We start from the raw sequence: 22,850 nt of genomic DNA, 5'->3' as shown, positions 1-22,850 counted from the left end.
CGGGCCCTCCACCAAGCCGCTTGGATTCTGGAGCGCGGGCGACCCCGCCCGCGAGAGACTGCAGCGAGGTCGCTGCAGCTCCAGTCCAAGGCAACTGCACGGCCTCACGCCAAACCCGCCCGGAGCAGCAGGGCCGACAGGTCGGGCGGGCGGCCCATGAAGCTGGTGAAGAGCTGCATCGGATCGGCCGAGTTGCCCCGGCTGAGGACCTTGGCCACAAACTCGGCGCCGACCTCCGCGTTGAAGATGCCTTCGCGCTTGAAGCGCGTGAAGGCGTCGGCATCGAGCACCTCCGCCCACTTGTAGGAATAGTAGCCGGCGGCGTAGCCCGTGGGATCGGCGAAGATGTGGGTGAAGCGGTTCTCGATGGTCGGTGAAGGCGGCTCGGTGGGCATGAGGTAATCACGGAGCAGGGCCTGCAGCCTGGATGATACGTCGCCCTCCGCGTAGCCGGCGGCGTTGAGGTGCAGCTCGAGGTCCAGCCGGGCGAACGCCAGCTGGCGCATGGTGGCGCTGGCACTGCGGAAATTCTTCGCCGCGATCATCCGCTCATAGAGCGCGTCAGGAATGGTCGCGCCGGTCTCGTGGTGGCGGGCGAAAAGGTCGAGGCTGGCCCGCTCCCAGCACCAGTTCTCCATGATCTGCGAGGGCAGCTCGACGAAATCCCACGCGACGTTGGTGCCGTTGAGCGACTTGATCTCCACCTCGCCGAACAGGTGGTGCAGCAGGTGGCCGAACTCGTGGAAGACCGTCTCGACCTCGCGGTGGGTGAGCAACGCCGGCTTGCCGTCGAGCGGCGGCGTCATGTTGCCGCACATCAGCCCGAGATGCGGGGCCCGCGTGCCGTCGGCGCCGGGGCCGCCCGTGATCAAGGAGTTCATCCAGGCGCCGCCGCGCTTGGACTCGCGCGGATGCCAGTCGGCGTAGAAGGAGCCGATGTGCCGGCCGGCGCGATCGTGCACGTCGTAGAACTTCACCTCGGGATGCCAGGTCTCGACCGCCCCGGCGGGGCGCTCGCTCACCCGAACGCCGAACACGCGGCCGGCGATCCCGAACATGCCCGCGAGCACACCCGGCATGGGGAAATACGGGCGCAGCTGCTCCTCGTCGAAATCGTAGCGCGTCCGGCGCAGCCGCTCGGCCCAGAAACCGGTCTCCCACGGCGCGAGCGCGGCGGCCGGGGCCTTGGCCTGATCCGCCTTGAACGCCTCAAGCTCGCGACATTCGCGCGCAAAGGCCGTGGTCACACGTCGGTGCAGATCCTCGATGAAGCCAAGCGCCGCCGCGCCGCTCTTCGCCATGCGGCGCTGCAAGACCAGGTCGGCGAAGTGCGGCTGGCCGAGCAGCGCGGCCTTCTCCTGGCGCAGGGTGAGGATGCGCTTGATGAGTTCGCGGTTGTCGTGCGGCGCCTGACGGCCGACGGCGGCCGACGCCGACCAGACCTGCCGGCGCAACTCCGCATCCTCGGCGTAAAGCATGACCGGTTCCTGCGACGGGGCGTGCAAAGTGAAGCGCCAGAGGGGCGCGGCCGCGGTGCCCTGTCCCTTCTTCAACGCACTCTGCCGGGCGGCTTCGCGGGCGGACGCCGGCAGGCCGGCGAGCCGGACCGGGTCGGTGACCAGCAGTTCCCAGGCATTGGTCGCATCAAGGACGTTCTCGGAATATTTCTGCGTCAGCTGGGCGAGTTCGCTCTGCACCGCCTCGAGCCGGGCCTTCTGGTCGGCGGGCAGATCGGCGCCCTGCTGACGGAAGTCCGCCATGGTCTCGTCGACGAAGCGCCGGTGCTCCCCCTGCAGCGCGATCACCGAGGGATGCGCGGCGGCGGATTTCAACCGCAACCAGACCCCGGCATTGAGCGGGATCTTGGCGAAGAAGGCCGAGACTTTCGGCAGCATGGCGTTGTGCGCCTCGCGCAACGGCGCGGAATCGGCCACCGACATGAGATGGGTGACCTTCGCCCAGGACTCGTTCAGCGGCTCCGTGGCGTGCTCCAGCGCGACAAAGCTGTTCGCATAGTCCGCCTGGGCGACGGGCCCGGCGGCGATCCGCGCGAGGGCGGCCTCGGCGTCCGTGAGCACGGCCTCGATCGCCGGTCCCACGCGATCCGCGGTGAGTTGCGTCCAGGGAATCTCAAAAGACCGGTTGAGAAAGGGATTGTCCATCATCAGGCGCGTAATGACCGCGCCGGGCGGAGACCTGTCAAACGAATTGGGCCGGTCCTACCAACGGTAGGCGGCGCCCACGGAGTATTGGCGCCGGGCGGCCGGCACCGCCGGCACCTCCTGGAAAGCGGCGTCCCACAGGTTCTCGACCAGCGCCGAGAGTTCGAGGCCGCGGATCGCGGACGGCAGGTAGTAGAGCCCCAGCGATGACCGCACGGCGTTGTTGCCCCCGGTCGTCCGCAACAGGTTCTTCTCCTGCACGCGAAATTCGTTGTCCATGCGCACCTCGAAGCCGTGCCCCAGCCGCGCGGTTACCGCCGCGGTCAGGCGTTGGCGGGCAAAGTTGAGCGCGTAGAAGCTGGCGTCAACAAGCGCGCCGCCGTAATCGGCGGTCTTGTCGAGGTAGGTGTAGCCCAGCACGAGGTCGCAGCGGGCGGTCTTGTGCGTGGCGACGACCTGCACGCCGAACGTGCCGGTGTTGACGGCGCTGGCCGTGCGGGCGGCCGTGCTCGCGCGGGTGAAGGTCCAGTCAACGAGGTGGTCGTCGCGGCGATAGAACACCGCGCTCCCGACGGCCCAGCCGCCGGACTTGAATTCCACGCCGCCCTCGAGATTGCGGCTGGTCTCGCGACCGAGGTTGGGATTGCCCCGGAACAGGCCGCCGGTGGGACTGGAATTGAGGGCGGTGTAGGTCGGCACCTGAGTGCTCTCCGCGTATTGGGCGTAAAACCGCGTGCCGTCCGGTTGGGTCAGCCCGGCGGTGACGACCGGGGAAACGGCCGAGCCGTCACGGTTGGTCTCATCATAGGTGGCGCCGGCCGCGAGTTTGAGTTCGCCGGCCGGCGTCGGGAGGCGGACTTCCGGCACGGCGGAGAGCTTGAGGTAGCTGCGGGTGTGGAAACGGCCGAAGACCAGCGCGGTGGACTCCAGGCTGTCGCGCATGGCCTGGGCGCTGTAGGAAAGCGCGAAGGCGTCGAAGGTGGCGTGGCCGTCGACGGCGGCCGACTGCACGTAGGTGGTGTGTTGGTAGGGATTGAACTCGCCCGGTATAAAACGGTTGAACTCATAGTCGTCGTAGTTGCGCCGCGAGTAGGCGCCGACTTCCCAATAATTGTCCGGCGAGGTCCACTGCCGGTGGTTGATGACGTAAAGCTGCGTGTGCAGGTCCTCGGTTTCATCGACGCCGAAGGGCGTGTAGAGATCCGGCCAGCCGAAGAACTTGCTCTGCGTGCCCGCAAAGAGATCGGTCTGGCTGTTGGCCCCGCGCAACTGGACGCGGGCGGCGCCACGCTTGAAGTTGTGGTCGCCGAACGGCACCGAGCCGTCAGACTCGGAGCGCGACAGTTCCACGTCCGCGCCCAGGGTCAGACGGCCGCCAACCGAGGAGACATAGCCCTGATAAAGACTCTGGCGGTTGGTGCCATAGTCACCAAAGGCGATGGACGCCTCGCCGCGCTGTTCGATGGGCCGCCAGCCGTAAGCCACGGTGCCCACCCCGGCGTTGAAACCGCCGAGCGCATTGTCCGCCCCGGTGAGAACCTTGGGCGAAATCAACATGGCCGGTGCGATGGGAATCTCCGCGAAGTAGTGGCCGGTCTGCGGATCATAGAGCGACAGGGCGCCGACCTTGAAGCCGGTGTTCTCGAACACGCCGCCGCGAATGGTCACGTCCGCCTGCGCCTCGGCCAGGTTGCGGGCCTGCACATCCACCCGCGGTTCGAAACGCAAACCGGAGACCGGCATGGCAAAGGTCGCCTCGGGCGTCTGGTTGGCCACCTGCACCGAATAGGTCGCAAAATTCGGCAATTCATACGCCGGCTCATCGGCGCGGGCCGGGGACGACAGCCAGGCCAGGCCAGCAAGAACACACACGAGGCGGGACGGGGAACGATGGGATTGGAACATTGGGTTAAAAGGAATGATTGTTGTGCTTAACCAAGATCGGCCAAATAAAGCCGCCCGGGAGCGGCTGAGGGGTGCGGGCGGGCGGCTTATTCCTCGCCGTCGTTGCCGATGGCCTCGACGGGGCAGCCTTCCAGCGCCTCCATGCAAAGCTGCACATCTTCTTCGGTGGCGGGCTGGGTATGGACGAAGGAATAGCCGCCTTCTTCATGGCGCTTGAAAAACGCCGGCGCGGTCTCGCGGCAAAGATCGCAGTCAATGCACTGCTGATCGACATAGAATTTGCCGCCGGCGTTGTCCTTCCATTTTTCAGCTTTGTTGGCCATTTCGAAGGCTGACTGAAGGGGAATTCCCCCGGCTGTCAAGAAGTCGCACGGCCATATGTCGCGGTGTGAGTCGTTGCCGCAGACACCGGGGCTTGTCTTTGCGGACAAGCGAGATAAGTTGCGCAGCGATGCTGTCAGACCGCTCTTATATGCGCAGTGAATATTCAAGGGGAGGAACCACCCCCGCCTATGTCTGGCTGATCTGCGCCATCGTGGCGATGTTCGTCCTGGAACTCGTGGTCCTGTCTCCAAAACTGGGCGGGGCCGCGATCCTGGTCCAAGAACTGTCGCTCACCGTGGAAGGCGTGCGGGAGTGGCACCTGTGGGCGCTGCTGACCCACAGTTTCCTGCACAGCACGAGCAGCCCCTGGCACATCCTGTTCACGGTGTCGGGGCTGATTTTTGCCGGCCGCGAGCTCGAGCCGCTGCTGGGCGCGAAGCGCTTTCTCTGGTTGTATGCGGGCATGGTGCTGCTCGGCGGACTCGTCTGGACGGCGGTCAACTGGACCCATGGCACCGGGCATATCGGGGCGGGCAGCGCGGTGTTCGGGCTGCTGGTCGTGCTGGCGTGTGTGCACCCGCAGATGGAGATGAGTTTTTTCCTCTTCCCGGTTCAATTCAACATCCGGCACATCGTCTACGTCCTGATTGCCGCGAATGCGCTCGGGCTGCTCCTGTATGAGATTCCCGGAACCTTGCTGCCCCTCGGCATGACGCCGTCGGCGCACCTGGGCGGCATGCTGGCCGGCTGGATCTACTTCCGCTACCTGCACGCCAGCCATGGTTTGGACCGGGCCGGGGGACTGCAACTGCCCGCCTGGCTGCGGCGCTGGCCGAAATGGCGGGCGTCCTCCGCCGGCAGTTCGCCCCGCATTCCCTCCCCCAACCTTCGGGCGGAAGTGGACCGGATCCTGGACAAGATCAACAGCCAGGGTTTCGGGGCCCTGACCGACCAGGAAAAACGCGTGCTCGACGAGGCGAAGGACTTGTTGAGCCGTCATTAATGACAGTCCGGCCCAGGACCCGACCGCGGCCGGACGCGAAATCCGGCCGCCTGAAATAGCCGGAAAAGCGGTTTGCCGTTTTTGCGGAAACAAATCTCGTTTAAAGTCCTCTAATCGCTACCCATTTGCTCATCCCCCCGCTGTGAATCTACCTTCCCGTTCCGCCGCCAAGTTTCTCGCCCTCGCCCTGCTCCTCCTCACCGCCGCCCGCGCGGTGCCGGATCGCGAATTCAAGACGACGCCCGTAATGCGCCTGGAGACACGCACCCTGGTGCAGTTGCTCGAGGTCTACCATTACAACAAGGACGCCGTCACGGCGAAGGATTACCCGGACCTGATCACCGACTACATGAAGGAGGGACTCGATCCCCAGCGCCTGTTCTTCACCGCCGAGGACGAAAAAAACTTCCGCACCCAATTCGGCCCGCGCATCGAGACGGACCTCGCCTACCTCGGCAACATCGACACCGCGTTCACCATCTTCCAGACCTACGAGGAGCGCGTGAAGGCGCGCACCGCCTGGATCTTTGAGGAGCTGAAAAAGAACTACGATTTCACCACCCAGGAGGTTTACGCCCCCGACCGCAGCAAGAGCGAGTTTCCGGCCAATGCGGCCGAGGCGGACGAACTGTGGCGCCGCCGCATCAAATTCGAAATCCTCCAGGACGTGCTGGGCAAGAAGACCCAGGAGGAGGCCAAGGCCAGCATCCACAAGCGCTACGAGCGCATGCTCAAAAACGTCGGCGACATCGAGCCGCTCGACATCCAGGAGCTGTTTCTCTCCGCCTTTACCCGGATGTATGACCCGCATTCCTCCTATCTTTCCTCCGACACGCTGCAGGACTTCAGCATCCAGATGAAACTCTCGCTCATCGGCATCGGTGCCGTGCTGAGCATCGAGGACGACGGGAACTGCGTGGTGAAGGAGGTCAAGGCCGGCAGCCCCGCCGACCTCAGCGGCCAGATCCGCACCAACGACAAGATCGTCGCCGTGCGGCAGCAGGGCGGCGAGGCCATCGAGGTCATCGGCATGAAGCTGCGCCGGATCGTCGACATGATCCGCGGAGCCAAGGGCACCAAGGTCACGCTGACCGTCCTGCCGCATGACGCCGTCGACGCGACCAAGACCAAGGAGGTCCACATCGTCCGCGACGTGATCAAGCTGGACGAGGCGCGCGCCACCGCCGCCATCTACGATCTGCCCGGCGAGAACAACCAGACGGTGCCGGTCGGCGTGATCTCGCTCAACTCCTTCTACGGCCCCTCGGAAGACACCGCCGACACGGCGGCCAACAAGAACGCCGCGACGCAGGACGTCGCCGAGCTCATCGGCAAGCTGAAGGCGCAGGGCATCAAGGCCCTCGTCGTCGACCTGCGGCGCAACGGCGGCGGCCTGCTCTCCGAGGCCGTGGACCTGACCGGCCTCTTCATCGAGCAGGGCCCGGTCGTGCAGGTGCGCGACTCCATGGGGCGCCTCCAGGTGGACAGCGATACCAACGCGTCGGTCACCTACGACGGCCCGCTTGCCGTCCTGACCTCCCGTTTCAGCGCCTCGGCCTCCGAGATTTTCGCGGGTGCGCTGCAAAACTACGGCCGCGCCGTCATCATCGGCGACAGCTCCACCCACGGCAAGGGCACCGTCCAAGCCGTGCTGGAGATGAAGAACTTCCTGCCCCGTCTCAGCCAGAACATCACCAACACCGGCGCAGCCAAGCTCACCTACCAGAAGTTCTACCTGCCCAACGGCTCCTCCACCCAGAAGAAGGGTGTGATCCCCGATATCACCCTCCCCTCGATCGATGATTTCCTCCCGATCGGCGAGGCCGACCTGCCGCATGCGCTCATGTGGGACGAGATCAAGTCGACGCCCTTCGAGGGCCATGCCCTCGCCAAGGCCTTCGTCCAGCCCCTGCTGGAAGCCAGCCACGAACGGCAGCAATCGCTCGAGGAATTCGCCTACTGGAAGAAGAATATCGACTGGTCCAAGGAACGCCTCGAGCAGAAGAACATCTCGCTCAACCTCAGCCAGCGCCAGGCCCTCAAGCAGGCGGACGACGATTTCAAGAAGACGATGGATGCCGAACGCGACCGGCTCGCCAAAAACAATTACGCCAGCCGGGAAATCAAACTCGATTCCGTGCTGAAGACCGCGGTCGCCACGCCCAAGGAGAAGCCCGCTCCGGGAGGCGACGACGGCGACACCGATGCGCTCGATGAGGACACCCAGGCCAAGCTGGACGTGCATCTCCGCGAAGCCCTGCGCGTGGTCACCGACGCCCTGCGGCTGAACAAGGACCCGCAATACTGGGCCGACGGCCGGGCCCCGATCACCGCCTTACACAAAGGCTAATAAGTAGCGCTCGCGGCCGGTGAGGTCGCGCAGCGATTCCGCCCGGACATACCGCTGGGCCGTCGCCAGGGCCAGCAGGTGTTGATGCTGCGCAATGCCCGTCTCGCACGCCAGCAGCCCGCCGGCCGCCAGGTAGGGGCGCGCCGCCCGGATGATCTTCTCCAGATCCGCCGCGCCGTTGACCCCGGCGGAAAGGGCCAGGTGCGGCTCGAAATCCTTCACTTCCGGCTGGGCCGCCGCCGTCTCCGCATCGGAAAGGTAAGGCGGGTTCGCCACGATCAGCTGGAAGCTCTCTCCCGCCGGCACGCCGGAAAACCAGTCGGAAACCAGGAACGTCACCCGCCCCGCGAAGCCGACGACCTCGGCGTTCTCGCGCGCCAACGCCAGGGCTTCCGCGCTCCTGTCCACGGCGGTCACGACGGCCTCGGGCCAGGCTTTCGCCAGGGCCAGTGCAATGGCCCCGCTGCCGGTGCCGAGGTCAAGCACCCTTGCCGGCGGGGTCGTCACCCGCTGCGTCACCAGCTCGATCAGCCGCTCCGTTTCGGGCCGCGGAATGAGCGCCCGTCGGTCCACTTTCAGTTTCAAGCCGGAAAATTCCGCCTCCCCCATGATGTATTGCAGCGGCTCGCGGCCGCCACGGCGCTTCACCAGCGGCCGGATCTTTTCCAACTCGGTCTCGGTCAGCGGCCGTTCGAATTGCAGGTAGAGCTGCATGCGCTTCAGGCCCAGCGCGTGCCCGATGAGCAGCTCCGCGTTCAGGCGCGGTGACTCCACCCCGCGCTGCTCGAAGAAGCCGGTCGTCCGCTTGATGATTTCGAGCACGCTGAGCATCTCAGTCGTCGTCGGAGGTCCGGGCGCGCACCGGGACCGGCCCCCCGGTCAGGGCCGCCAGCTTCTCCTCAAAATCCGCCCGCTGCAGCGCCGCGATGATCGGGTCGAGCTGGCCCTCCATGATGGCGGGCAGGCTGTAAAGCGTCAGGCCGATGCGGTGGTCGGTCATGCGGTTCTGGGGAAAATTGTAGGTGCGGATGCGCTCGCTGCGTCCGCCGGTGCCGATCTGGCCGCGGCGCTGGGCGGCGTATTTGGCCTGCTCCTCATCCTCCTTGAGCTTGAGCAGGCGGGAACGCAGCACGGCCATGGCCCGGGCCTTGTTCTTGATCTGGGAGCGGTCGTCGGCGCAATAGACCATCAGCCCGCTCGGCTTGTGCACGATGCGCACCGCGGAGTCGGTCGTGTTGACCCCCTGCCCGCCCGGGCCGCTGGCCCGCATGACGCTGATGTCGAGGTCCTGCGGATCGATCTGCACGTCGACCTCCTCGGCCTCGGGCAGCACGGCGACCGTGATCGTGGAGGTGTGGATGCGGCCGTTGGCCTCGGTCACGGGAATGCGCTGCACCCGGTGCACGCCGCTTTCGTATTTCAGCTGCTTGTAGACTTCCGAGCCGGTGATGAGGAAGATGACCTCCTTCAACCCGCCCCGGTCGGACGAACTGGAGCTCATCGGTTGGATTTTCCAGCCGCGCCCCTCGGCATACCGGACATAGGCCCGATAGAGCTCGGCGGCAAACAGGCTGGCTTCGTCGCCCCCCGTGCCGGCGCGGATTTCGAACACCGTGTTGCGGGAATCCGACGGCTCGGGCGGGATCATGGCCAGCAACACCGCCTGGTGCAACCGGTCGCGCCGGGCCTGCAATTCAGGCAACTCCTGCTGGGCCAGCGCCCGCAGCTCGGCGTCGGCCGCCGGGTCCTTCAGGATGGCGGCATGCTCGGCCAGTTCCCGCCCGGCCCGTTCATAGTCGGCATGGGTTTCCACGAGCCGGCGGAGCGACTGCTGTTCCCGGGAAACCTCCGTCGCCTTGCGCGGGTTGGCGTAGAAGGACGGCGCCGCCATCTGCGCGTCGAGCTCGTCGAGGCGGCGTTGAAAGAGGGTGATGTCGGGCAAAAGGTCCATGCGGGAGAGCGGGCGGGAAATTGTGAATTGCTTCAGCCGCGGCACGCGGCTTTATCAAGGGCCAAACCAACGGCAGCAGCTGCCGTCTAGTAGAATTTATCCGCGATGGCTTCCACACTCTTCACACAGAACATCATCGCCTGCGTCTGGGATTTTGACAAGACATTGATTCCCGACTACATGCAGGCGCCGCTGTTCCGGCGCTACGGCATCGACGAGCCGACGTTCTGGGCCGAGACGAACGCCCTGGCGGAGAACTATCGGAAGCGCGGCTACAGCATCGCTCCGGAGATCAGCTACCTCAACCACCTGCTGACCTACGTGCTGGCCGGCAAGATGCCGGGCCTCGGCAACAAGGTGCTCCGGGAGTGCGGCGCCGAGATCAAGTTCTACCCCGGCCTGCCGAAGTTCTTCGAATCCTCCCGGGCGTGGGCCCGGGCCAAGCCGGAATACGTCAAGCACGAGATCCAGCTCGAGCACTATGTCGTCAGCACGGGCCTGGCGGAGATGATCCGCGGCAGCGCCCTCGCCCCTTACATCGACGCGACCTGGGCCTGCGAGTTCATCGAGAACCCGCTGCAACCCGGCTTCCTCAAGCAGAACGAATTCCCCCTCGAAGCCGCCAATGAGATCGCCCAGATCGGCGTCATGATCGACAACACGACGAAGACCCGCGCCATCTTCGAGATCAACAAGGGCACCAACCGGAACCCGGCCATCGACGTCAACGCCAAGGTCACGCCGGAGGACCGCCGGATTCCGCTGCAGAACATGATCTACATCGCCGACGGCCCGAGCGACGTGCCCAGCTTCTCCGTGGTCAAGAAGGGCGGCGGCAAGACCTACGCGGTCTACAATCCCGCCGTGCGCGCCGAGTTCGAGCAAAACGACCGCCTGCGCCACACGGGGCGCATCGATCACTACGGCCCCGCCGACTACACCGAGAACAGCGCCACGACGAACTGGCTCCACCTCCAGATTGAGAAGATTTGCGATCGCATCGTGACGGACCGCGAGGCGGCGGTCGCTTCGCGCATGATCCGGCCGCCGCGGCACCTGAACGCCACTCCGGAGGAAGAGGCGGCCCGCAAGACCGCCAATCAGCCCAAGCAGTCGTCGTTCCTGGAATAACGGGTGACTGCGTCGTCCGACCGGTTATTCGGTCGCGGCGAGCACGAAGCGCGGGGTATCCTGCAGGATACGAAAGCGCACCTGCTCGTCACTACGTTCCTCGATGATCAATTGCTCCCGGCGTTCGGTGGAGCGCGATTCCTCCGCCACGGCGGGCTGGACGCGTTCCTTGAGGGTCTGGACGAGGTTGCTCACGCGCTCGGCGTAGTTGTAGCTGACGCTGGGCGCCCGGCCGGAAAGCACGGCGTCCACGCCGCAATTCCAAGCCATGGCGATATTGAACGCGTTCGGCTCGATGCCGGCCTGCTCAAAAGTGCGCTTGATCCACTCGTAGTGCTTCACCGCGACCTCATCGGCCACCGTGCGGTCAATGGCCTGACGGAAAGGTTTGTCGGTATGCATGCGCCAGGTGGCCGGGCGAAACTGATACGGCCCCAGCTCACCAAACCGGCCCACGTGGGTCTGGTTGGTCGGGTTCTCCACCCAATTGATGGCGCGCAAGGTTTCCCAACGATCAGACGCCCCGGCGATGGTTGTAAAGCCGAGGGTGCTGACCAACAGGACGAACTTGAGGAGGTGTCTTTTCATAGCCTAAGTGGCCGGGAAAAAGGCCAACTTCACGACACCCTCAAGCATGTTTTTATCCCAACTATTTCACATGGGACGCACTGTCCCTAGTTTTACCAGCTGATTTCTTAACCCATTGGAGCGGCAGATTTTTACGCGCCGTTCTTGCCCAAAAATTTTTGCTCAAAACTACCCGTTTTTTTAGGAAATGCCTTCGATGAGCCGCGCAACCAATGCCGTCCATCCAGTCTGGTGACTGGCCCCGAGACCCTGCCCGGTCTCGCCATGGAAATACTCATGGAAAAGGACCATGCCCTGCAGCCGATCCGCTTCGGTCTTTGACCCTCCCGCCCCATGGCAAGCCCTCTCGCCCGCTGCACCTGGTAGGAAGAGTTTTACAAGTCGCTTGGACAGTTCCTGGGCTGCTACCTGGAGGGTCACCTGCCGGCCACTTCCGGTCGGAAACTCAACGGTAAGACTGTCCCCGTAGAAGTGGTGATAGCGCTCGAGGGCCTCGATTAGAAGGAAGTTGGTCGGAAACCACACCGGCCCGCGCCAGTTCGAGTTACCCCCGAACAAACCGGAGTCCGACTCGCCGGGCACGTAATCCACGCGGTATTCCTGACCGCCGGCCTGCAGCACAAACGGCTGTTCCTGGTAAATCCGGGACAACGACCGCACGCCGTAGGGCGAGAGAAATTCCTTTTCGTCGAAAACGTAACGCAGCATGCGCTGGAGCCGCTCCTTCGACGGTATCGCCAGCAGCCGCAGCCCGGTGCCCGATTTGCCCTGGGTAAGATAGGAAATGTGCGCCGACAGGTCCTTGCGGTTTTTCAGAAACCACCGGGTCCGTTTGGCAAAGCCCGGCAGACGGTCCAGCCGCGCCTCGTCGATGAACTCCACCGCGAACAGCGGGATGATGCCCACGGCCGACCGCAACCGCAGCGGGAAGGTTTTTCCGTCAATCAAGAGCTGGTCGTAATAAAACCCGTCCTCCTCGTGCCACAGGCCGGCGCCGCCAAGGTTGTTCATCGCATCGGCGATCGCCACAAAGTGCTCGAAGAATTTCGAGGCGATGTCCTCGTAGGCCGGATCCTCCTCGGCCAGCTCGAGCGCCATCGCAAGCATCGTGCTGCAATAAAACGCCATCCACGCCGTGCCGTCCGCCTGCTCGAGCTGCCCGCCGGTCGGCAGCGGCTTCGAGCGGTCGAACACGCCGATGTTGTCGAGCCCCAGGAAACCGCCCGAGAACAGGTGCCGCCCGCCCGGATCCTTGCGGTTCACCCACCAGGTGAAATTGACGACGAGTTTCTGGAACACCCGCGCCAGGAACAACCGGTCGCGTCCGCCGCGCGGCCCGGTCATCTTGTAGACGCGCCAGCAGGCCCACGCGTGCACCGGCGGGTTCACATCGGAGAAATTCCACTCGTAGGCCGGGATCTGGCCGTTCGGGTGCATATACCATTCGCGCAGGAACAGGTTCAGCTGCTCCTTGGCGAAATGCGGATCGATCCGCGCAAACGGGATCATGTGGAACGCCAGGTCCCACGCCGCGAACCACGGATACTCCCACTTGTCCGGCATCGAGATGATGTCACGGTTGAACAGGTGCGGCCAGTCGCTGTTGCGGCCCTGGCGCCGCGCCGCCGGCGGGGGCGGCTGCTTCGCGTCACCCTCGAGCCAGTCCGCCACCACGAAGTGATAGAACTGCTTCGACCAGAGCAATCCGGCGAAGGCCTGCCGCGCCACGTTGCGCTCCTCCGCGCTCACGCCCGCCGGCAGGACGCTGGCATAGAATTCTTCCGCCTCCGCCCGGCGGGCGGCGAAGACCTGGGCAAACCCCTCGCCAAACGGCCGGCCGGGCGCCTCGGCCTCGGCGCTCAACCGCAGGCGCATGACCGCCGTTTCGCCCGGGGCCAGGTCGAGCACCCGGTGCGCCGCGACCTTGGTGCCGACGCGCTTGGCGTTCACCGCGCCGGTTTGACCGCGCACCACGTAGTCGTGGAAGGCGTCCTTGACGAACGGCCCGGCATTCTCCGCTTCGAAGAGCCTGGTCGCATTGGTCTCGTTGTCGGTGAAGAGCAGCGGGTCGGGCCGGCCGGGCGCCGACTCGATTTCCCAGAAGAACCGCCCCAGCGATTCATGGTGCGTCTGCACATGACCCGGCGCCAGCTGCTGCATCCGCGGCTTGAGTTCGCAGCCGTCGTGCTTGCAGCCCCACGACCAGGAATTGCGGAACCACAGCGTCGGCAGGAGGTGCAGCGGCGCGCGGTCGGGCCCGCAGTTCTTCGCGGAAATCTCGATCAGGATGTCGTTCGGTCCGCCCTTGGCGTATTCGACCGTCACCTCGAAGTAGCGGTTCTCGGCAAACACCCCCGTGTCCTCCAGCTCGAACTCGGGCACGTTCCGGCCGCGGCGGGCGTTCTCCTCGCGCAGGCGCGCGTAGGGGAACTCGGCCTGCGGGTAGTGATACACCGCCCGCATGTGGCTGTGCGTCGGCGTGCTGGCCGTGTAGAAATACGCCTCCTTCACGTCCTCGCCGTGGTTGCCTTCCGGACCCGTCAGGCCGAACAGCCGCTCCTTCAGGCGCGGGTCGCGTCCATTCCACAGCGCCAGTGCGAAGCACAGCCGGCATTCGCGGTCCGTGATGCCCAGCAGGCCGTCCTCGCCCCAGCGGTAGGCGCGGCTCTCGGCCTGCTCAAAGGTGAAATACTTCCACGCCTCGCCGTCCGCGGAGTAATCCTCCCGCACCGTCCCCCACTGCCGCTCGGCCAGATACGGGCCCCAGCGCTTCCAGTTCTTCCCGCGGTCGGCGTCCTCGGCCAGACGCGCGTGTTCCGCAGTGGACGGGACGGGCTTCATTGGCGGGGGATGCTACAGGCCGTGGCTTGCTTGGCACGGCAAAACCGCCGCGCCTTACAGCAACCGCTGCAGGGCCGCGCGGCCCGCCTTGCCCGCCACCAGATAGACATGCGCCTCGTCGGCCCAGGCCGCGACGCTCATGCCGTCGCGGTCCAGAAAGGCCGGGGCCGCCGCCACCGCGGGAAAATCGGCGCGCTGGCCGATGTAGCAATGGAACCACACACCCTCGCGGTTAAAGCACACCTCGAGGACATCGTGGCCCTCATAGCTCACGGTGCGGCAGCCGCCCTTGCGCAGGGCTTCAAAGCTGACCGGCAGGCCGCGACCCAGCCGGGTCGTGGGATCAGCCAGCATGGCCTGCAACGAACCTGTGCCGTGCCCGCCATGAAGTTCACCGTGCGCCGCATCCGTCATCACGTAGCTGGCCAGCGCGGTGTCCGCCAACACCTGCTTGGGCCAGAGGGCGAGCGCGGCGCTGAAAATCACGGCAATGGCAGCGGCGGCGGCCAGCATGGCGGGCGAACGCCACCAGCGGGTCTGGGTCGGGCCGGCTTCGGTCACGCGGCCGCCGGCGAGGATCGCCTCCCGCAGGCCTGCGGGGACCGGCACCTCGTTGAGTTTCGCGCTGACGGCCCCATCGAAGGCCTGCTGGCGGGCGAACCACTCGTGCAGCGCCGGGTCGCGCTGGACCTGTCCCAGCGCAGTCTGAAAGGTCGCATCGCTGGCATCGGCCCCATTGGGCCGGTAGCCCTGCAGGATAAATTTTGCCTCGGCGTTGTTCATGAGAGTTTCCTCGCAGACGGAGTGTTGAAGGGCACGACCTTGCCGCGCCCGGCGGATTCCTTGCGGGCCAGGGTCGTGCGGAGCTGGGCCTTCCCGCGCGACAGGCGGGACATGACGGTGCCGATCGGCACCGCGAGCATCTCGGCAATCTCCTTGTAGGAGAAATCCTGCATGTAGAAAAGGGTCAGGGGGGCGCGGTAGACCTCGTCCACCTCCTGCAGGGCTTCGACCACGAGACCGGCATCCATCCCGGTGACGATATCCACTTCCGGCGCCGGCGGGTCGGATTCGACGGGGCCCAGGTCCTCGAGCGCCGTGACGCGCTCGGCGCGGCGCCGGCTGCGGAGAAACTCGCGATAGAGCGTGGTGAAGAGCCACGACTTGGCCTTGCCGGCCTCGCGCAGCGCATGTCCTTGCTTGGCCCAGATGAAGAAGGTCTGCTGGGTAAGGTCGCCCGCGTCTGACGAGTTCCTCGTCAGGCTGAGGGCAAAGCGGAACAGCGGCGTGTAGTGCGCGTCCACCAACTGGTTGAAAATCTCACTGGCCATGCGCCGATAAGAGTCTGCCGGTCCGCGGCTTATTCCAAGGAAAAGTATCCCCGATCGCCCGGTTAAATCACTTGCCGGGCACCCACTTGGGCGGACGCTTTTCACGGAACGCGGCCAGACCTTCCTGGATCTCGGCCGACTGGCGGGTTTCGAGGTGGGTCGCCATCGCCCGCTCGAGGTCCGCCGGGAGGGAGGCGGGCCAAAGTTGGGCAAGCAACTGCTTCGTGCGCCCCACCGCCTCGGGGCCGCCTTGCATCACTTCCGCCGCGATGTGCAGGGCCGCCGGCATCAGCTGCTCACCCCTGAGCGCCTCGTTGACCAAGCCGATCACCTCGGCGTGGTGCGCGGAGAACAGCTCGCCCGTCAGCAGGATCCGCCGGGCATCGCGCTCGCGCAGCTGGCGGCGCAGGAAAGTCATCACCAAGGCCGCCACCAGGCCGCGCCGGGTCTCGGGATAGCCGATCCGGGCCGTTTCCTCGGCGAACGCAAAATCACACGCTGACATCAGGCCCGCGCCACCGGCGACGGCGGCGCCGCGCACCACCGCGATGGTCACCAGGCGGCTCTCGCTCAACCGGCGCAGCACCTGGCCGATCAACTCGGCCGACTGGTGCGCCCGGGCCGGGTCGGCCGCCTCGGCCAGATCCAGGCCGGCGCAAAACACCGGGCCGGCCCCGGTGAGGACCAGCACGCGTTGCGCCGGATCCTTTTCCACGGCGGTCAGAGCCGCCAGGAGCGCCTGCACCAGCTCGATGGAGAGCGCATTGCGTTTCTCGGCGTGGTTCAGCGTCAGAAGCGTGATGCCGGGACCGGCACTTTCCGCAAGCACAAGGGAGGCAGCCATGGGGTCAGTCGGTTGAAGAGGAAGATTCCGGCAGCAGGCCCAGGGGCATCGCCAGCAGGGCCTGCCCGAGCGTCTTGCCCTGGGCGTCGATGCGCAACGAGCAACTGCCGCCGCCGACGAGCACCCCGGGCAGGACGAAGTTGAGCGCCTCGAGGTTGGGCACGTCGTAGCGGACGACCGTGCCGGTGCCGAGCGGCGTGAACCACGCCTCGACCTGCGCCGCGGTCAGATGCCGCTGCAGCCAGGCATAATCCGCCGGCGTGCGGCCGAAGACGGCGATGTTGGCCGAGGAACCTTTGTCGCCGCTGCGCGCATAGGCGATGGTGCGAAGGGTCTTCATAGCATCTGCCAGGTGGACTTCACGGCCGTGCGCGCAATCAGGCATGGCCAGTAGCCGAAAACCGGCAGGACTTTCGGGCGGCCCGAGGCGTAACCCGTGACGCCCTGCGGCCCGCAGGTGACGAGCGGCGCGATCTCGCGGGTGAAGCGCTTCACCGGCTCCTGCGTGTCGGCGGCCACACTGATGCGCAGCACGGTTTCGATCAAATCGCCCTCCGGCACCCGTCTGACGATGCCACCAACGCTGGCTCCCGTGCCGAGGCATTCGACCAGTGTTTCGCGGTAGACACACCCGGCCTCCTTCAATCGGCGCAGGACCCCCTCGCCCGCCCGCCGCGCCTTGGCGACAGCTTGGTCACCGAACACCGTGAGCATCCCGTGGGCCTTGTAACCATGCCGGTAGGTGGTGCTGACCTTGTAAGTGGCCGGAGGCGGACGACCGGTCGCGCCCGAAATGCGCACGCGGTCCGGCCCGGCTTGCTCCACGCGTAAAGTCAGGAACGAAACGATCACGTCGGGTGAAAGATAATTGCCGGGATCGCCGATCTCATAGAGCAGCTGCTCCTTGACGGTCTGCACCGTCACCGCACCGCCTGTGCCCGCGGGTTTGGTCAGCACGCATGAGCCGTCGCCCGAAATTTCGGCCACGGGAAACCCGATGTCGTGCGAGCCGGGCAGATCGAGCCAGTCGGTGGAAAATCCCCCGCAGGCCTGCGCGCCGCACTCCAGCAAATGACCGGCCACGGTCGCGCCGGCGAGGCGGTCATGATCGGTCGCCGCCCAACCAAAGTGCGCACAGCACGGTCCCACGGTCAGCGAGGGATCGGCCACCCGGCCGGTGATGACGATATGCGCGCCGGCCAGCAACGCCGCGGTGATGCCCTCGGCGCCGAGGTAGGCGTTGGCCGTGACCAATCGGTCCGCCACGGTGGCCGGTTCCGCGCCGGTCTCGAGGTTGCGAAAGTCCGGCCCGCCGGCGCGGACCAAGGCCAGCACGTCGTCGCCGGAAACCACGGCGACCTTCAGTTGCGCCAGTCCCGCCTTGGCCAGCTCGGCGCGCACGGCCGCGCCGCAAGCCCGCGGGTCGAGTCCACCGGCATTGGTGACGATCCGGGTCCGGCCGCCGCCCTGCCAGAATTTTACCAGTGACTGCACGACCTCGATGAAGTCCCGGGCATAACTCGCCGCGGGATCCTTGGCGCGCGTGATCGCCATGATGGAAAGCGATACCTCCGCGAGATAATCGAGCGTGATGAAATCGAGGTCCGGCTGCTGCGCCACAAGGCGCACCGCGGCATCGGGCTGGTCGCCCCAGAAACCGGACGCATTGGCGATCTTGAGCGGGCGGGACATGGCTCAGACCTGCAGCACGCCGGTGTGGAACGACGCCTTGGCGGCCGGCCGCGTCGCCAGCGCAAACGTCCGCAGCAGCGTCGCCCGCGTTTCGTGCGGCTGGATGACGGCATCGACCCAGCCGCGCGCCGCGGCGTAGCGGATATCGGCCTGCTCGACATAGTTTTCCTTCACCTGCTGGCGCAAGCGGTCGAGTTCCTCCTTGGGCCGGTCCTTGGCCGCCTTGGCGAGGATGTTGTAGACCACGTCGCTCGCCTGCGCGGCGCCCATCACGGCATACTTGGCGTTCGGCCAGGCGAAGATGAAGCGCGGATCAAAGGCCTTGCCGCACATCGCGTAGTTGCCGGCCCCGTAGGAACCGCCCGTGATGACGGTGATCTTCGGCACGGTCGAATTGCTGAGGGCGCTGACCATCTTGGCGCCGGAACGGATGATGCCGCTCTGCTCGGCGTCCTTGCCGACCATGAAACCCGACACATCCTGCAGGAACAGCAGCGGCAGCCGCGTCTGGTTGCAGTCCATGATGAAGCGCGCGGCCTTGTCGGCGGAGTCGGCGTAGATGACGCCGGGCATCTGCAGCCCGCTCGCCTTCGACTGCACGCGCATCCGCTGGTTGGCCACAATGCCGATCGGCCGCCCACCCAGCCGCGCAAAGGTGGTGACGAGCGTCTTGCCGTAGTCGGCCTTGTATTCGTCCATCGTGCCGGCATCGACCAGACAGCGCAGCAAATCGCGCACATCGTATTCCCGGCGGCCGTCGAGGGAGACAATATCGAGCATCTTGGTCGCGGGAAACTCGGGCTCGGCCGGCGGTGGCAGCGCCGCGGGCGTCTCAGCCGGCAGCAACGCGACCAGGCTGCGCAGGCGCTTCAGGCAGGCCTCGTCGCTCTTCTCCTTGAAGTCGACCGTGCCGGATAGCTCGGCGTGCATGGCGGCGCCCCCCAGCGTCTCCTGGTCGGTCTCCTGGCCGATCGCGGCCTTCACCAGCTGCGGCCCGGCCAGGTAGAGGCCGCTGCCCTCGGTCATCAGGATCTTGTCGCACAGCACCGGCAGGTAGGCGCCGCCGGCGACGCAGTTGCCCATGATCGCCGCGTATTGCGGGATGCCGGCGGCGGAAATGACGGCGTTGTTGCGGAAAATCCGACCGAAGTCGTCCTCGTCGGGAAAAATCTCGTCCTGCATCGGCAGGAACACACCAGCCGAGTCCACGAGGTAGACGAGCGGCAGGTTGCACTCGAAGGCGATGCGCTGCGCGCGCAGCACCTTCTTGCACGTCATCGGGACAAAGGCGCCCGCCTTGACCGTGGCATCGTTGGCCACGACCATGCAGGAGCGGCCGCCGATGTCGGCGATGCCCGTGACCACGCCGGCCCCGGGAAAGTTGCCCCACTCCTTATACATGCCGTGGGCGGCCCAGAGTCCGAGCTCCAGGAAAGCCGCGCCCTTGTCGTCCGCCAGTGCGGCGAGCCGCTCGCGCACGAACAGGCGCCCGAGCTTGTGCTGGCGGGCCTGGCCGTCCGCGCCGCCGCCTTCGCGCAGCCCGGCTTCCTGCCGGGCAAATTCGTGGTAATAGTCGAGCAGGGTTTTCGGGGACGGCACGGTTCGGGCGGGGTTGTGGTAACCACCCTCACGCTAAACCGGATGGCGGGCAAACTGCAATCGACCCGATGGCTACGCCATAAGGGTGATTGTAGGCCGGCCGGCCGGGAAACCCTCGTCCCACCGGGCGAATCGGCTTTGTGTGCACCTCAGCCCCCCATCCCCATGACTCCTGCATCGATTGCCGCTCCCTGGCTCGCCCAACTCTCGCCCGCTGAAATCGCCTTTCTCAAGAAGGTCGCGCACTTTGCCGCGACCGAGATCGCGCCGCACGCCGACGCGTGGGAGAAGTCGGAAGAACTGCCCCGCGCCGTCTTCATGAAGGCGGGCAAGCTCGGCCTGCTGGGCATGACCGCGCCGCGTGCGCGCGGCGGCCAGGGCTTCGGCTATGCGGCCTATGCCCTCGCCATCCGCGAGCTCGCCAAGCACCAGGCGGCATTCGCCATCGATCTCGCCGCGCACAACGCGCTCGGCTCCGGCCACCTGCTTGCCGCCGGCAACCCGGCCCAACACAAACGCGTCCTGACCAAACTGCTCAAGGGCACCTGGCTCGCCGCCTGGGCCCTCACCGAACCGGAAGCCGGCAGCGACAGCGGCGGCGTGCAGACCACGGCCACCGAGGTCAGCCCCGGCAAATGGGAGCTCAACGGCTTCAAACGCTACATCACGCTCGGCCGCTCTTCAGATATCGTCATCGTGATGGCCGTCAGCGGGCAGACCGCCGAGGGCCGCAAGGAAATCAGCGCCTTCCTGGTGGAGCGCGCCGAAATCATCCCGGTGCGCAAGGTGCCAACCTGTGGGCTCCGCGCCAGCGACACCGCCGAGTTCAAGCTGGTCAAGGCCAAGGCCGAGCTGGTCGGCCCGCGCGGCACCGGCCAGGCCACCGCCCTTGCCTGCCTCGACAAGGGCCGCATCGGCGTGGCCGCCGTCTCGCTCGGGCTCGCCCGCGCCGCGCTGGATGCCGCCCTCAAGCACGCCCTCAACCGCCGCCAGTTCGGCAAGCGGCTCGCCGACTTCCAGGCGCTGCAGTTCATGCTCGCCGACTGCGAGGTGGAGTTGCGCGCCGCCGAGGCCCTCGTGCTGCAGGCCACCGCCCTCGCCTCGCGCGGCGAGCGGCACACCATCGAATCGTCCGTCGCCAAGCTCTACGCGTCCGAGGCCGCCTCGCGCATCTGCAGCCGCGCCCTGCAAATCCACGGCGGCTACGGTTACACCCGCGACATCCCGGTCGAACGCTACTGGCGCGACGCGCGCCTCAGCGAGATCGGCGAAGGCTCGTCGGAGGTCCAGCGCATCGTCATCAGCCGGGCTTTGCTTAAAGGCACCGCAGCCACACTGGCCGACATCCGGTAGTCCAAAATGAAGATTTACTACGCCTAGTCGTCGCCGAACTCAGGGCCGGAACCGGGATCGACCCCGAGGATCTGCGCAAGGTCGGCCTCGGCCCGATCCCTCTCCACCAACAAAGCGGTGAAGAAAGGACGCGCGGCAGCGATATGCAGCAATGAGTCGGGCAGGCTCGCGAGTTCGGGCGCCGGGCCGTGATCTGCCAAAGGCAGGACCGGCATCTTGCCTCGGATCCGCGGCTCGCCGGGAAAAAAATGTCCCGGGGGCATCGCGAAATCCCCGGCCAGTTCCACCAGCGGCCGGACCCGGCGGGTCCAGTCCCAGAATGCTTGCAGCCCCGCCTCGGGAAGGCGGGCCAGGCGGCGGTCTTCGTCGGCGGAGTAGACGTTGATCCACCGCCGCACCATCTCGAAGGCACCCGACAGGGCCGGTCTCACCAGGTAATCCATCCAGCGCACGGCGTAGAGATGTTGGAATTCGGGCCAAGTGACGAGCCGCACGTTGGTGTAGGCCGCGGCCTCCCGCGCGCCGGACTGGAAGCCTTGGGCGCTCACGATCAGGCCCTCGTTGGCGCCGGCATCGGCCACCACGGTGCGGAAGGCGTGCACTTCCGTTTGCGTAACGCGCCGCCGCCATAGCTTGCACTCCACGAACAGCTGCGAACGAGGGGAGGAATCGCGGTCGAAGCCGCACACATCGATGCGCTTGCGCCCGCGGGCCAGCGGCACGGGGCAATCCACCGTGGCCTCGTAACCTGCATCGCGCAAGATGCACGCCACCGCTTCCTGCAACTCGCGCCAATCGACGGGTTCGGTCGCCTCGATCATGGCCTGAACCTACGCCACCGTCCCGCGACGAGTCAAAACCGGGTTCGGACGGCCAAACATGCACAAAAGCAAAGACCCCACATCTCACTGAGAAGTGGGGTCTTAAAGTGGTGGCAAGTCTCGGAATCGAACCGAGGACACAAGGATTTTCAGTCCTCTGCTCTACCAACTGAGCTAACTTGCCATTAGACTAGCGAGCAACGAGTTACGAAGCTCATTATTCTCTTCGATATTTGATTTGTAACCGTCAGTTGTCACCATAGCATTTTGAGCATGGAAAATGCCACCGGTCAGGGTGCCAAGAGTGCTCGTAAAGTGGTGTTTCATCGGGTGGCTGAGAACCTCTATCGATTGGAGAATACTGGCGGGTATTACGCGTTGGTAAAACGTGGTGACAAGCAATTTCGTCGTTCCCTCAAAACGAAGGATCGGAAGCTGGCCGAGAGGCGTTTGGACGAGTATCGCGCCCAAGTTGGAAACCTAACGATTAGCGAGGATGGCTCTCCTGCTCCTCTATCCTGTGCTGCCTTAAATTTCTCCCCGTTGAACAGGAAGCGCATCAGCAATTCTCTCACCCACACCGGAGGCGGGACGAAGTCGGCTGGCATATCAGTCCCAATCGCCCATAAAACCTCCTGATTCAAACACGCGAAGCGTTGAACCATACGATTGCTTACGAAAGCGTTTTCTTTTGCCGAAATTTTGTTCTTGGGTGACAACAGCTGACAACACTTTGCTTTTAACAAACAGGTAGAGCAACAATGTTGGGTTCGAGTTCTCCACCTAAATTAGTTGTCACCCTTAGTTGTCACCCGATTATCGAAAATCCGACTTTTGCAGATAGCACGCGATGACCGCGATTTTTTGTATTCTCCCTCTGCAAGAGTGAATTAACATGCTGGCGGATTCAGGCCAAAATCAGCGGAAAACGCCTTTTCGTTTTTTCAGTCCTCTG

19 protein-coding genes and 1 tRNA gene are annotated in these 22,850 nt (G+C 65.3%); 5 read left to right on the top strand and 15 right to left on the bottom strand.

All coding sequences use genetic code 11. The features are described 5' to 3' along the window. Nucleotides 1–104 precede the first annotated feature (104 nt). The 3 genes from BLU29_RS13035 to BLU29_RS13025 form a co-directional block, all read right to left on the bottom strand. Nucleotides 105–2,165, bottom strand: coding sequence for a M3 family metallopeptidase (locus BLU29_RS13035; RefSeq protein WP_091058672.1), 2,061 nt, complete (start codon nucleotides 2,163–2,165; stop codon nucleotides 105–107). A 54-nt stretch (nucleotides 2,166–2,219) separates the two neighbouring features. Beyond that, nucleotides 2,220–4,067, bottom strand: a complete 1,848-nt coding sequence (locus tag BLU29_RS13030; RefSeq protein ID WP_091058671.1) for a TonB-dependent receptor — start codon at nucleotides 4,065–4,067, stop codon at nucleotides 2,220–2,222. Between the two features lie 86 nt (nucleotides 4,068–4,153). Next, entirely contained in the window at nucleotides 4,154–4,390 is a 237-nt protein-coding gene (locus BLU29_RS13025; RefSeq protein ID WP_091058668.1) for a ferredoxin, read from the bottom strand. Nucleotides 4,391–4,518: 128 nt separating this feature from the next. Here BLU29_RS13025 and BLU29_RS13020 point away from each other — a divergent pair, with 128 nt between their 5' ends. Together BLU29_RS13020 and BLU29_RS13015 are read left to right on the top strand one after the other, a co-directional pair. Next, a complete protein-coding gene (locus tag BLU29_RS13020) occupies nucleotides 4,519–5,394 on the top strand; it encodes a rhomboid family intramembrane serine protease (RefSeq protein ID WP_091058667.1) in 876 nt (291 codons plus the stop codon). A 142-nt stretch (nucleotides 5,395–5,536) separates the two neighbouring features. Continuing rightward, entirely contained in the window at nucleotides 5,537–7,744 is a 2,208-nt protein-coding gene (locus tag BLU29_RS13015) for a carboxy terminal-processing peptidase (protein WP_231962231.1), read from the top strand. Here BLU29_RS13015 and prmC read toward each other — a convergent pair. Next, nucleotides 7,730–8,575: a peptide chain release factor N(5)-glutamine methyltransferase gene (gene prmC, locus BLU29_RS13010; protein WP_091058664.1), complete on the bottom strand. Its 846-nt coding sequence runs from the start codon at nucleotides 8,573–8,575 to the stop codon at nucleotides 7,730–7,732. The two genes, BLU29_RS13015 and prmC, sit on opposite strands and share 15 nt — an antisense overlap. Before the next feature lies 1 nt (nucleotide 8,576). Then, nucleotides 8,577–9,695 carry a peptide chain release factor 1 gene (gene prfA / locus BLU29_RS13005; protein WP_091058661.1) on the bottom strand — a complete coding sequence of 373 codons (1,119 nt, stop codon included), beginning with the start codon at nucleotides 9,693–9,695 and terminating at the stop codon, nucleotides 8,577–8,579. Between the two features lie 105 nt (nucleotides 9,696–9,800). Here prfA and BLU29_RS13000 point away from each other — a divergent pair, with 105 nt between their 5' ends. Then, nucleotides 9,801–10,826: a haloacid dehalogenase-like hydrolase gene (locus BLU29_RS13000; protein ID WP_091058658.1), complete on the top strand. Its 1,026-nt coding sequence runs from the start codon at nucleotides 9,801–9,803 to the stop codon at nucleotides 10,824–10,826. 24 nt (nucleotides 10,827–10,850) lie between these two features. On the opposite strand, the gene BLU29_RS12995 is transcribed toward BLU29_RS13000, so the two are convergent. The 8 genes from BLU29_RS12995 to BLU29_RS12965 form a co-directional block, all read right to left on the bottom strand. Further along, nucleotides 10,851–11,414 (bottom strand): hypothetical protein, encoded by a 564-nt coding sequence (locus tag BLU29_RS12995; RefSeq protein ID WP_091058655.1) that lies wholly within the window; start codon nucleotides 11,412–11,414, stop codon nucleotides 10,851–10,853. A 180-nt stretch (nucleotides 11,415–11,594) separates the two neighbouring features. After that, a complete protein-coding gene (locus tag BLU29_RS12990; RefSeq protein ID WP_091058654.1) occupies nucleotides 11,595–14,255 on the bottom strand; it encodes a glucosidase in 2,661 nt (886 codons plus the stop codon). A 54-nt stretch (nucleotides 14,256–14,309) separates the two neighbouring features. After that, a complete protein-coding gene (locus BLU29_RS12985; RefSeq protein WP_091058652.1) occupies nucleotides 14,310–15,038 on the bottom strand; it encodes a hypothetical protein in 729 nt (242 codons plus the stop codon). Beyond that, nucleotides 15,035–15,586 carry an RNA polymerase sigma factor gene (locus BLU29_RS12980; protein ID WP_091058651.1) on the bottom strand — a complete coding sequence of 184 codons (552 nt, stop codon included), beginning with the start codon at nucleotides 15,584–15,586 and terminating at the stop codon, nucleotides 15,035–15,037. The genes BLU29_RS12985 and BLU29_RS12980 overlap by 4 nt, the downstream gene beginning before the upstream one ends. Nucleotides 15,587–15,653: 67 nt before the next feature. Further along, a complete protein-coding gene (locus tag BLU29_RS12975) occupies nucleotides 15,654–16,430 on the bottom strand; it encodes an enoyl-CoA hydratase-related protein (RefSeq protein ID WP_091058649.1) in 777 nt (258 codons plus the stop codon). A 4-nt stretch (nucleotides 16,431–16,434) separates the two neighbouring features. Continuing rightward, nucleotides 16,435–16,770 (bottom strand): hypothetical protein, encoded by a 336-nt coding sequence (locus tag BLU29_RS18420; protein ID WP_197677713.1) that lies wholly within the window; start codon nucleotides 16,768–16,770, stop codon nucleotides 16,435–16,437. Further along, nucleotides 16,767–18,122, bottom strand: coding sequence for an acyclic terpene utilization AtuA family protein (locus tag BLU29_RS12970; protein ID WP_197677712.1), 1,356 nt, complete (start codon nucleotides 18,120–18,122; stop codon nucleotides 16,767–16,769). The genes BLU29_RS18420 and BLU29_RS12970 overlap by 4 nt, the downstream gene beginning before the upstream one ends. A 3-nt stretch (nucleotides 18,123–18,125) precedes the next feature. Further along, nucleotides 18,126–19,721, bottom strand: coding sequence for an acyl-CoA carboxylase subunit beta (locus tag BLU29_RS12965; RefSeq protein WP_091058648.1), 1,596 nt, complete (start codon nucleotides 19,719–19,721; stop codon nucleotides 18,126–18,128). Between the two features lie 165 nt (nucleotides 19,722–19,886). On the opposite strand from BLU29_RS12965, the gene BLU29_RS12960 reads away from it, so the two are divergent. After that, nucleotides 19,887–21,074, top strand: coding sequence for an acyl-CoA dehydrogenase family protein (locus tag BLU29_RS12960; protein ID WP_172830261.1), 1,188 nt, complete (start codon nucleotides 19,887–19,889; stop codon nucleotides 21,072–21,074). A gap of 23 nt (nucleotides 21,075–21,097) precedes the next feature. On the opposite strand, the gene BLU29_RS12955 is transcribed toward BLU29_RS12960, so the two are convergent. After that, nucleotides 21,098–21,895 carry a restriction endonuclease gene (locus tag BLU29_RS12955; RefSeq protein WP_091058642.1) on the bottom strand — a complete coding sequence of 266 codons (798 nt, stop codon included), beginning with the start codon at nucleotides 21,893–21,895 and terminating at the stop codon, nucleotides 21,098–21,100. A gap of 108 nt (nucleotides 21,896–22,003) precedes the next feature. Next, nucleotides 22,004–22,079 (bottom strand) — tRNA-Phe (locus BLU29_RS12950). Between the two features lie 89 nt (nucleotides 22,080–22,168). On the opposite strand from BLU29_RS12950, the gene BLU29_RS18105 reads away from it, so the two are divergent. Continuing rightward, nucleotides 22,169–22,534, top strand: coding sequence for a hypothetical protein (locus tag BLU29_RS18105; RefSeq protein ID WP_157693844.1), 366 nt, complete (start codon nucleotides 22,169–22,171; stop codon nucleotides 22,532–22,534). Nucleotides 22,535–22,850 lie beyond the last annotated feature (316 nt).

Origin of the sequence: Opitutus sp. GAS368 (genome assembly GCF_900104925.1) — a bacterium.
Taxonomy (GTDB): Bacteria; Verrucomicrobiota; Verrucomicrobiia; order Opitutales; family Opitutaceae; genus Lacunisphaera.
This window is presented reverse-complemented; position numbering and strand designations above follow the sequence as displayed.

Bases quoted from the DNA above. Each gene is read 5' to 3' on its own strand.
- BLU29_RS12960 (WP_172830261.1), top strand. From the start codon at position 19,887: ATGACTCCTGCATCGATTGCCGCTCCCTGGCTCGCCCAACTCTCGCCC.
- BLU29_RS12970 (WP_197677712.1), bottom strand. From the start codon at position 18,122: ATGTCCCGCCCGCTCAAGATCGCCAATGCGTCCGGTTTCTGGGGCGAC.
- BLU29_RS18105 (WP_157693844.1), top strand. From the start codon at position 22,169: ATGGAAAATGCCACCGGTCAGGGTGCCAAGAGTGCTCGTAAAGTGGTG.
- BLU29_RS13025 (WP_091058668.1), bottom strand. From the start codon at position 4,390: ATGGCCAACAAAGCTGAAAAATGGAAGGACAACGCCGGCGGCAAATTC.
- BLU29_RS13000 (WP_091058658.1), top strand. From the start codon at position 9,801: ATGGCTTCCACACTCTTCACACAGAACATCATCGCCTGCGTCTGGGAT.
- BLU29_RS18420 (WP_197677713.1), bottom strand. From the start codon at position 16,770: ATGAAGACCCTTCGCACCATCGCCTATGCGCGCAGCGGCGACAAAGGT.
- BLU29_RS12990 (WP_091058654.1), bottom strand. From the start codon at position 14,255: ATGAAGCCCGTCCCGTCCACTGCGGAACACGCGCGTCTGGCCGAGGAC.
- BLU29_RS13035 (WP_091058672.1), bottom strand. From the start codon at position 2,165: ATGATGGACAATCCCTTTCTCAACCGGTCTTTTGAGATTCCCTGGACG.
- BLU29_RS12975 (WP_091058649.1), bottom strand. From the start codon at position 16,430: ATGGCTGCCTCCCTTGTGCTTGCGGAAAGTGCCGGTCCCGGCATCACG.
- BLU29_RS13030 (WP_091058671.1), bottom strand. From the start codon at position 4,067: ATGTTCCAATCCCATCGTTCCCCGTCCCGCCTCGTGTGTGTTCTTGCT.
- BLU29_RS12995 (WP_091058655.1), bottom strand. From the start codon at position 11,414: ATGAAAAGACACCTCCTCAAGTTCGTCCTGTTGGTCAGCACCCTCGGC.
- BLU29_RS12980 (WP_091058651.1), bottom strand. From the start codon at position 15,586: ATGGCCAGTGAGATTTTCAACCAGTTGGTGGACGCGCACTACACGCCG.
- BLU29_RS12955 (WP_091058642.1), bottom strand. From the start codon at position 21,895: ATGATCGAGGCGACCGAACCCGTCGATTGGCGCGAGTTGCAGGAAGCG.
- prfA (WP_091058661.1), bottom strand. From the start codon at position 9,695: ATGGACCTTTTGCCCGACATCACCCTCTTTCAACGCCGCCTCGACGAG.
- prmC (WP_091058664.1), bottom strand. From the start codon at position 8,575: ATGCTCAGCGTGCTCGAAATCATCAAGCGGACGACCGGCTTCTTCGAG.
- BLU29_RS13020 (WP_091058667.1), top strand. From the start codon at position 4,519: ATGCTGTCAGACCGCTCTTATATGCGCAGTGAATATTCAAGGGGAGGA.
- BLU29_RS12985 (WP_091058652.1), bottom strand. From the start codon at position 15,038: ATGAACAACGCCGAGGCAAAATTTATCCTGCAGGGCTACCGGCCCAAT.